This window comes from Psychrobacter sp. van23A (assembly GCF_030845275.1).
GTDB lineage: Bacteria > Pseudomonadota > Gammaproteobacteria > Pseudomonadales > Moraxellaceae > Psychrobacter > Psychrobacter faecalis.
In genome coordinates this window covers 1,891,832-1,906,169 of sequence record NZ_CP132595.1, presented here as the reverse complement: position 1 = coordinate 1,906,169, position 14,338 = coordinate 1,891,832, and the positions used below count along the sequence as shown (strand labels likewise).

The following is a 14,338-nucleotide window of genomic DNA, read 5'->3' as shown; positions in this document are numbered from 1 at the left end:
ACCACCTAAACAAAATGAAGCTAGTTTTTAGACGCACTCTAAGTAAATAAATTAATAATAAACAACAGACTTTAGGTGTAAAAATAAGCTTTACTAAACTTAGAGATAATTTTAAGAATAATAACGATAAATAGGATCTGCCGTGCGCCAATGGATTGCTTTTAGCTTATTATTGATAAGCTCACTCATATTGTCTTTACCAGTATCTGCTGCTGTATCAAGTTGTGATGCGCCGATTAAATTTGGTGCGCTCACGTGGGAGAGTGGGCAATTTACCACTGGGGTGTTGAAATATATCACTGAAAACGGCTATGGCTGTCAAGTGACTGAGATACCGGGCGCAGGTCCGGCGCTTGAAAATGCACTGCTGCAAGATGATATCCAAGTCATCGGTGAGCAGTGGATAGGGCGCTCGCCGATTTTAGAGCAAGCGATCGAGGACAAAAAGGTGGCGATCATTGGCGACACGCTTGAAGGCGGTGCGACCCAAGGATGGTATGTGCCTAAATATGTCCTAGAGGAAAATCCGGGTCTGCGTCGTTATCAAGATTTGCCCAAATACGCTGAGCTATTTAAAGACCCTGAAGACCCGCGCAAGTCGCGCTTTATGAACTGCCCGTCAGGATGGGCGTGTGAGATTTTTAATACCCGTTTATTAAAAAATACCGGTTTAGATAAGACTTTTAATAGTGTTCATCCCGGTACGGGCGCCGCACTCGATGCCGAAATATCCTCTGCTTTTGAGCAGCATAAACCCTTATTGTTTTATTACTGGCAACCGACTGGGCTCATGGCAAAATACGACTTTGCGCCTTTGGAGTTTCCTGCGCACGATGACGCCTGTTGGCAAGATTTATTAATAGCTGATGGTACTTCTGATTGCATCTCAGGCTTTCCTGTTTCTCCTTTGAGTATCGCGGTATCGACGCCTTTTATACAATCTAATCCTGAGCTGACCGATTTTTTTAAACAAGTTAACTTTACCCCGGATCAGCTCAACGGCGCTATTTTAGAGATGAGTGAAAACAAGCGCAGCGGTGATGAGCAAGCGCTGGTATTTTTACGTCAAAATCCTGATATTTGGCAGACGTGGATGTCAGCAGAAGCGGCGCAGAAGATGGCGGCAACGCTTGGGATGAGCCTGAACGGTAGTGCTTTGTCAAATAACGCTGCCTCAAATAGATCAACAAACAATAATACCGCTAACTTATTCAGCGTGTCTTCAAGCTTTCCTGCATGGTCGCTTGAAACGTCGCTCAATAACGTCTTAGCGACTGTGGTTAGAAACTATGGTGACGTTTTTCGCAGTGTTAGTAGCGCCGCTTTAACCTATTTATTGTTGCCCATTGAACGCTTTTTAACCTTTATGCCGCCGTGGCTAATCATTGCGCTGGTGACCGTATTGGCATGGTTTGGTGTTCGTAAAATATGGTTCGCGCTGGCATGTGGCGTCGGATTATTTCTAATTGGTGCGTTTGGACTATGGAGTGCGTTGATTGATACCTTTGCGCTGCTTATTGTATCAGTACTGGTCACGGTGGTGGTTGGTATTCCAATCGGTATCGCCATGTCTGGTAGTAAAATCCTGCGTAAAACTATCACACCGATACTCGATGTGATGCAGACCATGCCAAGCTTTGTCTATTTAATACCCGTGCTTATGTTATTCGGCATTGGTAAAGTACCTGCGCTATTTGCCACCATTATCTATGCTTTGCCGCCGCTGATTCGTCTGACCACACTTGGAATTACCCAAGTTAATCATGAAATGGTCGAAGCGGGACGCTCGTTTGGTAGTACGCATTTGCAACTGCTGATTTGGATTAAATTGCCGCAAGCGCTGCCGAGCATCATGGCAGGTATTAACCAAGCGGTAATGATGTCGCTCTCCATGGTGGTGCTGGCTTCTATGATTGGCGCACCGGGTCTTGGTGAAGATGTGCTGCAATCGATTCAAACGCTCAATATCGGTCAAGGCTTACAAGCAGGCACCGCTATTGTCATCGTCGCCATCATTATTGACCGTATCACGCAGGCCTTTGGGCAAGGAAAACGCGCGCGGCAAAAAACCATTGATGCGGGCAGACACCCGATTGGTTAATGATGAATCATAAAAATAAAAAATGAGAGCCACAATGAACCATATTCAATTAGAAAATATCAGCAAGATTTATAATGCCAATAGCTCGCAAGCGCAGTCGGCCTTGGCATTATTGGCAGAAGGTATGGACAGCATTGCCGTCAAAAAGCAGACTGGCTATTCGGTTGGGCTCTATGATATCAATTTGAGCGTTAAAGCGGGCGAGCTGCATTGTATAATGGGCTTATCAGGCTCTGGTAAATCAACCTTGATACGCCATATCAATCGTTTGATTGATCCAACCAGCGGCAAAATTTGGGTCGATACCGCTATTAACGCGAAAGAATCTACAGCGGGAACCGTCTCTAATTCAGCGGTCGCAAGCGAAGAGCAATTAACGGATAGAAACGAAAAGTCTTCTGCTATTAATATCCTAGCGCTCAATGATAAAGAGTTACAGCATTATCGCCAGCAAACGGTCAGTATGGTGTTTCAGCATTTTGGTTTGGTGCCTCATATGACGGTGCTACAAAACGTCGCTTACGGTTTGCGTGTGCGTAAAATGAGTACCAAGGAGCGCCATGAAGTGGCAAGTTATTGGCTCAATGAAGTTGGGCTACCCAATCTAGAACGCAGCTATCCTGATGAGTTGTCTGGCGGTATGCAGCAGCGGGTAGGGCTGGCACGGGCGTTGGCAACCGACAATCCAATCTTACTGATGGATGAGGCATTTTCCGCACTTGATCCCCTTATTCGCGCGCAACTACAAGACCAGTTGCTTGATTTACAAGAACGGCTTAATAAAACTATCGTCTTTATTACCCATGATATCGATGAGGCAGTGAAAGTTGGTCAACGTATCAGTATTTTAAATGGTGGGCGGCTGGTACAAACTGGTAGCGCAACTGAGTTACGCAACAATCCCGCTGATGATTATGTGGCGCAATTTATGGGTGCTAAAAGTTAACTACCTTATATTCTTAACCTAACTGATATTGACTATTAAATGTCTTATTAAGTGATTGATTAGTTTCGTAATATTGATTTTTTATTATTTTATCCTCATATGAATATAATCGCCCATTAATAATTGCTCACATCATTTCTTTGTGCTCACTTGTGTATATCATTACTCTTACGACGTTGTTAAAGAAGTGTAGCAACCGCTTATTTACTATTAAAGTAGACTCCACTAGCTATGTATACTATTAAGATAGTCTAATGTCTTTGTCATTCTTTTTATTTTCATATATCTCGCAATCTATTTGCTTTCACTAACATTCATTCTGCTTTATTGATTTTGAATACGCTTGACAATTATTAATCATTAAGCGGGTGCACGTAATATTTTGTGAAAAGGATACTTCATGCTACCTGATAAACAAGATAATAAGTCTTATCATACAAATCGCTCTGATAAGGGCAGCAACCCTCATGATTTAGCGACACAGTCCCCACGAACAGCTGCGCGTTGGTTAAAAAGCGTCAGTGCTTTTGGGGTAACGACGGTGTTAAGTGCAGGGATTTTGGTTGCTTGCGGGCAAATGAGTAGCGCAGAAAATAATGCTAAGAACAATGCTAAGAGCAATGCTAATGCCAGTAGCCAAAACAGCGGTGTAAAAAATTTACGGGATATGCTGCCATCTGACATGCTCGGGCAAATGCAAGCGTTGCCGCAATTGACCAAGGGTTTGGGCGATACAGGCGCGGCCGTCATTGACCCGAATAAACCTACCTTAATTAAATTTTGGGCAAGCTGGTGCCCGTTATGTCTAGGCACGCTTGCAGAAACCGAAGAGTGGCGTACCGATCCTAAGTTTGCCGGTTTAAACCTTGTCACCGTTGCCAGTCCCGGTCATCTCAATGAAAAAGCAGAGAGCGACTTCAGGACTTGGTATGCAGGTGTGCAAGCTGATTATCCTAAACTACCCGTATTATTAGACGCTTCAGGCGAGGTGATTAATAAGCTTGGCGTGCAAGTGTATCCAAGCTGGGCGATACTCGATAAAAAAGGCAATTTGGTGCACTTAGTAAAAGGAAATATATCAGCAGAGCAAGCCTATGCCCTTGCTGAAAATGCTGATAATGACTTTGCCGAGCTAAAAGCGGGTAATGCCAAACCGGCAAACGCCCAAGCATTGAATAACAACAGTAAAATTGAAACCATCAAACAAAAAGATGGCGTTTATTATAACGATAAAGGTAAGGCGATTAATACGCGCTCAATCTATTTAGCAGGTGGCTGCTTCTGGGGCGTTGAAGCTTATATGGAGCGTGTCGAAGGTGTGGTCGATGCAGTCTCAGGCTATGCCAATGGCGACACGGCCAATCCAAGCTATGAGCAAGTGATTCGCGGCTCAGGTCATGCCGAGACGGTTAAGGTTACTTACGATGCCGATAAAACCGATCTTGTTACGATTCTAAAATACTACTTGCGCGTGATAGATCCAACTAGCCTCAATGAGCAAGGCAATGATCGCGGCGTCCAGTATCGTTCGGGCGTTTATTACACTGATAAAGCAGACAAAGCGGTGATTGATGCGGCGCTCAAACGTATCCAAAGCCAGTATAAACAAAAAGTCGTGGTAGAAAATAAGCCTTTAGATAACTTTTATCTGGCTGAGATGTATCATCAAGATTATTTGGCAAAAAATCCAAATGGCTATTGTCATGTCGATTTAAGCTTGGCCGATGATAAACCAGAAGGCACGGCGCGAACCAAGCTTGCACCGGTCAGCACGGTTGCTGAAACTTTAGATCCCAAACGCTATGCAAACTTTGATAAAGGTGCGCTAAAAAACACTCTAACCAAAGCCCAGTACAATATCACTCAAGAGGCGGCGACAGAACGTGCGTTTAGTCATGAGTATGATAATTTATTTGCGCCAGGGATTTACGTCGATGTGGTGAGCGGTGAGCCGTTATTTTTATCCACCGATAAATACCAATCTGGCTGCGGTTGGCCAAGTTTCACCAAGCCGATCGATAAACAGGTGATTACTCAGCATGAGGATACTGCCTTTAACATGGTGCGTACTGAGATTCGCTCACGGGTAGCAGACTCGCATTTGGGGCATGTATTCCCTGATGGCCCAAAAGACCGCGGCGGACTGCGCTATTGTATTAATGGCGGTGCACTACAGTTTATCCCAGTTGATGTGATGCCACAGTCTGGCTATGGGCCGTTGGTAAAATTGGTAAAGCCTGCAAAATCTTAATGATTAACATTGATGATTAAACTCATAAAGAAACGTTAAGCTGATGCTTGGCGTCTTTTTTATGGCTGTTATTCCAAACCTATAGGTCAGAGTAAAAGGATGAATACGTTTATTATCGTTGTATTTTTGCTGTTATAAGCGTTGAGTTATGAAAAACAAGGCAAACTTCGTTATACTCAAAATCTGAACCTTTTCTATTATTAAACGCCAATCTCAACTTATCGTAGGCTTTTGATTTTTATAGAATTTAAAATTCTAATTGTTTTAACTGAAATTTTAAAAACTAAGTAAACCAATACCTTAGAAAAATAAGTTGAGAGTGGGGTTTATTAACATTTTGATAACTTTGGCATCTTGATAACTATTGCTACCTATTTCGTCGCTATATTTTTTAGCGGCTTTTCATTTTTGCATTTAAGGCTGTAACATGACCGTTACTCAAACTTCTAAACCTTTTGAACCTATTATTACCTCGTTATTGGATAACGACTTATATAAATTTACCATGCTACAAGCCATGCTGCATCAGTTTCCGCAGACACATGGCGTGTACCGTTTTCGCTGCCGCAATAACGAAGATACGCTGTATCCATTGGCGGATATCAAAGACGATTTAGAGCAACAGCTAGACAGCTTGTGTGAATTGCGATTCTTAGAAGATGAGCTGGAGTATTTACGCGGATTGCGCTTTATGCGTTCAGACTTCGTTGATTATCTAGAACTATTTAAGCTAAAGCGCCGTTTTATAACCGTTAGCACCGACGAAAAAGGTCGCTTGTTTATTGATATCGAAGGGCCGATGATTCAGGCAATGTTTTTTGAAGTATTTGTCCTATCCATTGTTAATGAGCTATATTTTAGTGCCTTATCTAATGCCAGCGTCATTGAGGAAGGGCAGCGTAGGCTAGATGAGAAAGTTGAGTTATTACACCAATATGCCGTAAAGCAGGAAAGATATGATAATAATATACCGCCACTTATCGTAGCCGATTTTGGTACTCGTAGACGTTTTAGCAAAGTCTGGCAAGCGCATGTGGTTGAGACTTTACATAACGCTGAACCGAAAATCGTTAGCGGTACATCAAACGTTTATTTAGCAAAAAAACTCGGCATGACGCCGATAGGAACGATGGCACATGAGTTTATGCAGGCATTTCAGGCATTGGATGTGCGTTTGCGTGATTCACAAAAAGCGGCACTTGAAGCGTGGGTACATGAATATCGTGGTGATTTGGGTATTGCGCTGACCGACGTCGTTGGGATGGATGCATTTTTACGCGACTTTGATTTGTATTTTGCCAAGCTGTTCGATGGTCTGCGTCATGACAGCGGCGACCCGTATGTTTGGGGCGATAAGGCCATTGCGCATTATAAGAAATTAAAAATAGACCCAAGAACCAAGATTTTGACCTTTAGTGATGGATTGGATTTAAATAAGGCGTGGAATTTACATCAATATTTTAAAGGTCAAATAAGAACCAGCTTTGGCATTGGCACCAATTTGACCAACGATATGGGTATCACCCCGATTAATATCGTCCTAAAATTGGTTGAGTGCAATGGGCAGCCGGTTGCCAAATTGTCAGACAGCCCAGGCAAGACCATGATCAATAATGATACCTATCTTGCCTATTTGCGCCAAGTCTTTGAAGTCGATGAGCCAGAGTAAAATTGGTTTAACTTAAATGTCGCTTTTCTCGATGCTATCTTCTTCGGCGAAAGCGGCATCTAATGCTTGCTGCACGGCATTAATACGAGTTTCGCAAACACGATAAGCGGCAATCGACTCTTCCACTGTCGTCATCAGATTATCGATATCAGGCTCGTCTTGTTGCTGTAGTTCAGCGGCATTGGTTTTTAAAATATCATAAGCTGCCTTAAAGGTCTTTGGGGCGGCTTTTTTACGTTTACGAGTAGGGGTTGTCATAAGGTTTCCTAATATTCACATTAGTTTAAGAAAAAATCATAGAAAGAAAAGTAGGTAAAAAGTTATTAAATGTTTTAGTTTCAGAAGTCTGCTGCTGGTATAAATTTTCCTTGCTTGCTGTGTGACTTCGTCACTGTTCGAGGCTACGCAAAATTTATCTCAGCAGCTGTGTATTTTTATGGCAAATAGACTATAACTAATTGGTCTTCACATCAATAATCTGTGCTTTTGCTTTACCATCTTTTAAGACGATATGTAGCGTTTGCTCAGCATAAAGTTGCATACTGCTGGTTAGTATTTTTTTATCTTTTGCATCAGTCAGCATGGTATAGCCTTGCTTAAGCACACGAGAAGGACGATGCAAGAGTACAATATCGCGCAGATATTCGCTATCACGTCGTGCTTGTAGCAACTGCTGCTGGGCACTATGTATAATCGTCTTTTTTTGGTTTTGGCTATAACTTGATGCAATGGTTAATTGCTGATAAGCAGAGTTTTGAGTTTGGACTCGCAGCTCACTGGTTCGTCTGGCTGCTTGTTTGACTTGGCGCTGGGCACTTTGCTGAATACTCTGCCAAGCATAATCACTGTCTTTTTGCAGGGCGGTCAATTGACCAATCGTTTGCGACTGAATGTGACTCAACTGGCGTGACGTTTGTTGCTCAGCGATATTCAGTTGACGCTGCGCTGCTTGTTTGATTTGCGCTTGGTATTGCAGGGTTTGCGTGACGAGCTGGGCCAAATGCGTCATGATAGCAGCAATCACTTTTGATGGTGTATCAAAGCTGCTATGCGCCACTTCATCTAAAATTACTTTATCACGCTCATGACCGATACCAACCCAGACAGGGATAGGTTGCTCGGCAACAAGAGCGGCAAGCTCGTAATCATTGAGATATGCTAAATCACCAACGGCGCCACCGCCACGGATAATGACTAACAAATCTGGCAGGCGCTGATAGGTGTCATAAAATTGCTGCTGGGCGTTAACGATAGCTTGACGGATTTCGCTTGGTGCGTGATTGCCCTGAAAGGTGGCGTGATGATAATGAAAATGACAGGCACCTGTACGAGCTAAGCGGTCCGCATCGGCTTGAAAATCGCCCAATCCCGCCGCTTTTTCAGGGGCAATGACTAAGACATGCTCGATATCAAATGGGGCGGGTAGCTGCTGATTTAGGTTTAATAAGCCTTCGCCCGTCAAGCGGTCGACCATCTCCGCATATTGCCGTGCCAAGTCGCCTAAAGTGTAGCTTGGGTCAATATCTTCAATCGTCAGTGAGAAACCGTATTGTGCATGAAAGCCTGCCGATACTTTGAGTAAGACGGTCAAATCACGGTCAAGCGGCATGCCGGTTGCGCGCTCAAACTTTGCTAAGACGCGCGCCGCTTTAAAGCGCCAAAGATTACCACGGCAGCTGGCAATAACTTTGCCGTCGTCATCTTTTTCTGCTAGCTCAAAGTAATAATGCCCACTTTTACTTGATAGGTTGCGAATCTCAGCTTTTACCCATACGCGGTGATTAAAGGTCTGTTTGATGACCATATCGACCGCCGATAAGTAATCACTTAGGCGCAAAACCGTATCTTCTAAACTGACTTCCAGACTGTTTTCTTGCTCAGCCAGTTCCGCCTCCAAGGTCGCTAAATCTTTGGCAGGCACCAATACTTTGTCTTTTTTGGAGCTGACTTGTTTCATATTTGCTAGATTGGGTTTGCGCATAAGAGGAGACCAAAGGTAATCGAGGCTGAAAGGCTGGTGGCGTTAGATTAACTCATCAAAGTAAAGGTTGCAGGTATAAAAGACCAGACAGGATAGTTTACCCCAAAAGTGCCGCGACAAAAAGTAAAGCCAATAAGCTGCGATGAATATAATAGCTATCTCGCAAACTTATTGGCTAAGAGCTTTGTTAAATTATCATTTTTTATTGGCAACGAAAATTAATCATATACTCATAATCATCTTTACGTGATAAATCTGGCGTGCCCGTCCCAAAGATTGAACCGATGACCGCGCCTGCTTGTCCGACCATACGACCCGTTTGCTCATTTAAAATACCGTTATATTTTACTTTGTCATCAACGATAATCACTTGTTTTCTTCCACAGGTTTTTTGCGCACTGTCTATTGCATTTTGCTGAGCTTTGACCTTGCTCTCAGCGATGCCCGTCGTTTCATAAATCGAGTTAGCGCGCTGAATCACCGGTGAAGAAGGCGTGCTTTGACAGGCACTCAAAGCCAGAGCCGAAGCCAGTGTTGCTGTTAAAGTAGCGGTTTTATTAAAAATATTCATAATAGTTTCCTTTTTCCTATAAGTTCAATATATTACTCGACAACTTGTATGAATCTAACGTATTGCGACAAGTAGTGTCTAGGCGGTTATTGTGTGCAACGTTGCAGGTACACAGCAAATTACTTGAAATATAAACCATATCTAGGATAATTGAGGTATTCACTTTTAACCAATAAGTAAATTTATGCAACTGATTCCTGCTCCTGCTGGCGTGCTCGAAGTCGACGCGCTATGGCAACAAGACAATCCTAAAGATGCGAATACCGATACAGTGGCGCTGCTTTGTCATCCTAATCCGTTATTTGAAGGCACAATGAACAATAAAGTGGTCACGACCATGTATCGTTTTGCGCGTGATAGCGGCATGCATGTGGTACGTTTTAACTTTCGCGGCGTCGGCCAGTCAACCGGCGAGCACGACTACGCAGATGGGGAGGTAGTCGATGCGATGACCGTGCTACAATGGATTGCAGAGCAAACCAACGCTCGTAAGCTATGGCTAGGTGGCTTCTCCTTTGGTGGTTATGTGATAGCGCGCGTCGCTGAGCAAATCATGTTATCGCCACACATTTGGGGATTGAGTGATTTTGAAATAGCAAACGTTGCTCTTATCGCACCCTCCGTTGAAAAAAACGCCACCGATGATTTGAGCTTACCGATTGAGAAAACCTTTGAGATATATGGCAATGAAGACAATGTGGTTGCGCCTGCTAGCATGCAGGAGTTTGCTGAGCGTCTCGGACTGCCGGTTAGTATCGTTGATGGCGCTGGGCACTTTTTTCACGGACGTTTATCTGAGCTAAAAGGTTTGTTGGAAGAGCATAGTTTTGGGTCTAAAGATTCGCACTAAAAGCATTGTCAGCCCGTTTAGCTAACAATGCTTTTAGTTTTTTATATTTATTTTGTCTAATGATGAGTCGTATTATGAGTTTATCTCCCTTGCAACGTTATGAGCAGGCCATTAGCACTGATGAGTTTACTCGAGATGAGCAGCAATATCAGGCGATGAGCTATTTAGATGGGTTGTATCATCAGCTCAATGATAGCGTGGCACAAAAAAAAGGCTTTTTTAGCTTTTTAAAGTCGAAACCTGCAGCGCCCAAAGGTTTGTATATGTGGGGCGGGGTAGGACGCGGTAAAACATGGATGATGGATATGTTTTACGACTCTTTGACCATTGAGCGTAAGATGCGCCAGCATTTTCACCACTTTATGCAGCGCGTCCATCAAGAATTAAATAATCTGCAAGGTCAAAGCGATCCGCTAGAAAAAGTCGCGGATATCATTTATGCAGAAGCAGTGATTATTTGTTTTGATGAGTTTTTTGTCTCCAACGTCTCAGATGCGATGATTTTGGGTGATTTGTTTACCATGCTATTTAATCGCGGCGTGACTTTGGTCGCCACATCAAACATTGAACCAGCAGGGCTTTATAAAGATGGTCTACACCGTGATCGCTTTATGCCAGCTATCGCCGAAGTTGAGCGTCACACCACAGTGATGAATATTGACTCTGGTATTGATTATCGCCTGCGTGTCTTACAGCAAGCGGAGTTATATGAGTCGCCGTTGACTAAGGCCAATCACCACTGGCTTGCCAACCGTTTCGCTAGCTTGTCTAACAATCAAAAAATCAGCAACGCGCCTATTACCATCAATGGTCGCGAAATCAAAATCAATGCCCGTACCGAAGATATTTTATTTTGTGACTTCCGTCATTTGTGTATGGAGCCACGCTCAGCGTCTGATTTTATCGAGATTGCCAAAGAATTTAGCACGGTGTTAATCAATTCTGTGCCCGCTTTAGATGATGATTTGCGCGATCCGACCCGCCGTTTTATTTATCTGGTTGATGAGTTTTATGATCGCCGTGTCAAACTGTTGGTAAGAGCAGAGCAGCCAATTCTCGAGCTCTATCAAGGACAAAAATTGGCCTTTGAGATTGAGCGGACGCGCTCACGCCTGCTTGAGATGCAGTCAGAAGATTATTTGCGCATGGACCATCGCATCGAAGGCTCAGAAGCGGCGTAAGGCATATCGCTAATGCATTTACATAATAATAAATAAGGATAAAATATGAATAGTTCTGAAGATAATATGGATAATAGCAACGAACTGAACAGTGATAGTGAAGAAAATCAAGCCGAAAGCCCGAGAGGGGCAAACGCGCAAGTAACCGATGAGCAACTGATTAACTGGATTAAATCAAGACGTAGTATCGGCAATTTGAGCATTCCTGCACCGACAGAAAGCCAGATTAGAGCAGCTATTGATTGTGCGGTTACCGCGCCTGATCATAAAAAACTGCGTCCGTGGCGCTTTATCGTTACCCAAGGTAATGCGCGTCACGACTTGGGCCGTGCTTTTTTAGCAGCTGCTGAAGCACAAGCGGCGCAAGAGGGCGAAGAGCTGTCTGAGAAATCACGCAAGAAAACCTACAATATGCCGCTGCGTGCGCCCGTTATTATTACAGTCGTCACCCACATGCAAGTGCATAAAAAAGTGCCACCTTTTGAGCAAATGCTCAGTGCAGGTGCAGCAGTGCAAAACCTTATTTTGGCACTACAAGCTCAGGGCTTTAGTACGGTTTGGCGTACGGGATTATTGGCCAATGAGCCTGCCGTCAAAGCCTATTTTGACGTTGGCACAGATGATTATGTCACGGCTTTTGTTTATACTGGCAGCAGTCCTTGCGATATGCCAACGCGCAAGCCGATTGATATTGAGCCATTACTGCGTTTTGAGTCATAGCGTCGAGACAGGTCTATGATTACGGCGATGTTTCAATAAGGTAATGGCTGTCATAACGCGACACAGCAAAGCAAAACAATGACCAAACTGGTCACGTTATTTCAATAAAATAACGGTTCTATATCAATAATTGTTGAAACATACCGTCAATCTCACTGTATACTCAGCACAAATTCTAATCATAATTCAGTCAGTCAATACGGATAAAATAATATGACCAGCGCTAATGATAAAAAGACAGATGCAAATATAGAGGACAGTCAAACAGATGACAAAGGGGCTGAAAAACAAAACAGTTTGCTATCCGGTATCATTGAGCGTGCCACCAAATCTGGGCTTGGACGTAAGAAGTTAAATCCTAGCGCGGTTGAATCTGCGGTGGCAAAAAATATGGCAGAAATCCATAACAATCCAACCAAATTGCGTTTGGCATTTTTAGGTGGCGGTAGCTTTGGTACGGCGATGGCAAACTTGGCTGCTCGTAATGGCTGTGATACCACGCTGTGGGTACGCAATAAACGTACTGTTAAGGCTATGGCAAAGACGCAGACCAATAAAAAATATCTGCCCGGTTATAAGCTTGATGATCGCCTCAAATACAGCCACGATTTACAAGCGGCGGTCAAAGATACCGATATTATTTTTATCGCTGTCCCAGGCCTCGCGTTTCGCGAAACCCTTAAAAGCATCGCGCCCTTTATTAGCGGGCAATCTATTGTCTCTTTAACCAAGGGTATGGAAAAAGATACCTTTGCTTTGATGAGTGATATTATTAAAGATGAGCTGCCGGAAGTAAATTTTGGCGTGATGTCAGGGCCAAATCTCGCCATTGAGATCATGAAAAATATGCCGTCTGCTACGGTCATTGCCAGTGACTCTGAGCCACTACGCCATGCGGTACAAGCAGCATTACATAGTGCTTTCTTTAGAGTGTTTGCCAGTGATGATGTTCGCGGTGTTGAGCTTGGTGGCGCGCTAAAAAATATTTATGCCATTGCCATGGGAATGGCGGCAGCTTATGAAGTCGGTGAAAATACCAAAGCCATGATATTAACGCGCGGTTTAGCGGAAATGAGCCGTTTTGGTGTCCATGCCGGTGCCAATCCGCTGACCTTTTTAGGTCTGTCGGGTGTCGGTGATTTATATGCCACTTGTAGCTCAGAGCTGAGCCGCAATTACCGTATTGGTAATATGCTCGGTCGCGGTATGACCATTGATGCGGCGGTCAAAAAATTGGGTCAAACCGCTGAAGGCGTCAACACCATTCAGCAAGTACATGAAAAAGCCACCAAAGAAGGCATTTATATGCCGATTACCCATGCGCTTCATGCAGTCATTTATGAAGACAAAGCGGCACTTGGCGTTGCTTTACATCTTATGGAAGCGGGCTTCCGTAGTGATGTTGAGTTTGTCATGGAGCATGACCATAGTAATGCGGCACTAACGGCGCAAATGCAAACAGCAAGCAAGACTAAGCATAAAAAAGACGAAAATAAGTAAAGCGTTTAGCAGAATGTAGCTATTTCATTGTTAACATTACTTTATCATCAAAATAGTCAGGTAAACGTAACACACAAGGTGGTTAAGATTATGAAAATTATCTTAGTACGTCATGGTCAAGCAGAAGATGGGACGCGCCCAGACAGTGCACGGCAGTTGACAGATTTTGGTCAGAAACAAGCGGCGGAAACGGCAGAATATATTACCACTCATTATCAACCTGATTGTTTTGTTGTGAGCCCTTATAAGCGGGCGCAGCAGACGCTGGCAGAATTACAGTTGCGCGCTCCTAACGTGCCCTCACAAATACAAGAGAATATCACGCCATCCGACGATGCCCATCAGGCGCTCATCGATATTGGTAATGTTGAAGCGGAGTGTCTGGTGGTCGTCTGTCATATGTCTATCGTTGCTCACATCGCAGGCCTGCTAACGGGTGATTATCCTGAATCCTTCTCTTTGGCAGAAGCGCGCGTGTTTGAGATGGATTTTGTGATGATGGGTATGGCAACCGAGATCGACCGCTTTGTCCCAGAACAACCTTATTAGTATCAATCATACACATGCT

At 43.8% G+C, this 14,338-nt stretch carries 12 protein-coding genes; 9 read left to right on the top strand and 3 right to left on the bottom strand.

From position 1 onward, the window contains the following. Positions 1-142 precede the first annotated feature (142 nt). The 4 genes from RAH45_RS08120 (at position 143) to pncB (ending at position 6,967) form a co-directional block, all read left to right on the top strand. Positions 143-2,101, top strand: a complete 1,959-nt coding sequence (locus tag RAH45_RS08120; protein WP_198329177.1) for a glycine betaine ABC transporter substrate-binding protein — start codon at positions 143-145, stop codon at positions 2,099-2,101. Positions 2,102-2,135: 34 nt separating this feature from the next. Then, entirely contained in the window at positions 2,136-3,047 is a 912-nt protein-coding gene (locus RAH45_RS08115; RefSeq protein ID WP_198329178.1) for an ATP-binding cassette domain-containing protein, read from the top strand. Positions 3,048-3,447: 400 nt separating this feature from the next. Beyond that, complete coding sequence (gene msrAB / locus RAH45_RS08110) at positions 3,448-5,298, top strand: bifunctional peptide-methionine (S)-S-oxide reductase MsrA/peptide-methionine (R)-S-oxide reductase MsrB (protein WP_306495127.1); 1,851 nt, start codon at positions 3,448-3,450, stop codon at positions 5,296-5,298. 427 nt (positions 5,299-5,725) lie between these two features. After that, complete coding sequence (gene pncB / locus RAH45_RS08105) at positions 5,726-6,967, top strand: nicotinate phosphoribosyltransferase (RefSeq protein ID WP_306495126.1); 1,242 nt, start codon at positions 5,726-5,728, stop codon at positions 6,965-6,967. Positions 6,968-6,979: 12 nt separating this feature from the next. Here pncB and xseB read toward each other — a convergent pair whose 3' ends face one another. The 3 genes from xseB to RAH45_RS08090 all read right to left on the bottom strand — a co-directional run bounded on the left by xseB (position 6,980) and on the right by RAH45_RS08090 (position 9,519). Continuing rightward, positions 6,980-7,225, bottom strand: a complete 246-nt coding sequence (gene xseB / locus RAH45_RS08100) for an exodeoxyribonuclease VII small subunit (protein WP_144297620.1) — start codon at positions 7,223-7,225, stop codon at positions 6,980-6,982. 196 nt (positions 7,226-7,421) lie between these two features. Beyond that, entirely contained in the window at positions 7,422-8,948 is a 1,527-nt protein-coding gene (gene xseA, locus RAH45_RS08095) for an exodeoxyribonuclease VII large subunit (RefSeq protein ID WP_193030599.1), read from the bottom strand. A gap of 202 nt (positions 8,949-9,150) precedes the next feature. Beyond that, positions 9,151-9,519 carry a hypothetical protein gene (locus RAH45_RS08090; RefSeq protein WP_144297622.1) on the bottom strand — a complete coding sequence of 123 codons (369 nt, stop codon included), beginning with the start codon at positions 9,517-9,519 and terminating at the stop codon, positions 9,151-9,153. Between the two features lie 184 nt (positions 9,520-9,703). Between RAH45_RS08090 and RAH45_RS08085 the strand changes: the two genes are divergently transcribed. From RAH45_RS08085 to RAH45_RS08065, 5 genes are all read left to right on the top strand, one after another. Next, positions 9,704-10,369 carry an alpha/beta hydrolase gene (locus RAH45_RS08085; protein ID WP_201541388.1) on the top strand — a complete coding sequence of 222 codons (666 nt, stop codon included), beginning with the start codon at positions 9,704-9,706 and terminating at the stop codon, positions 10,367-10,369. Positions 10,370-10,443: 74 nt separating this feature from the next. Beyond that, on the top strand, positions 10,444-11,550 hold the full coding sequence (gene zapE / locus RAH45_RS08080) for a cell division protein ZapE (RefSeq protein ID WP_191692056.1): 1,107 nt from the start codon (positions 10,444-10,446) through the stop codon (positions 11,548-11,550). Between the two features lie 45 nt (positions 11,551-11,595). Next, the gene (locus RAH45_RS08075; RefSeq protein WP_198328780.1) at positions 11,596-12,270 is read left to right on the top strand and encodes a nitroreductase family protein; all 675 of its coding nucleotides are present in this window, start codon (positions 11,596-11,598) and stop codon (positions 12,268-12,270) included. A 213-nt stretch (positions 12,271-12,483) separates the two neighbouring features. After that, positions 12,484-13,770: an NAD(P)H-dependent glycerol-3-phosphate dehydrogenase gene (locus RAH45_RS08070; RefSeq protein WP_198328781.1), complete on the top strand. Its 1,287-nt coding sequence runs from the start codon at positions 12,484-12,486 to the stop codon at positions 13,768-13,770. 90 nt (positions 13,771-13,860) lie between these two features. After that, on the top strand, positions 13,861-14,319 hold the full coding sequence (locus RAH45_RS08065) for a SixA phosphatase family protein (protein ID WP_193030591.1): 459 nt from the start codon (positions 13,861-13,863) through the stop codon (positions 14,317-14,319). The last annotated feature ends 19 nt before the right edge of the window (positions 14,320-14,338 follow it).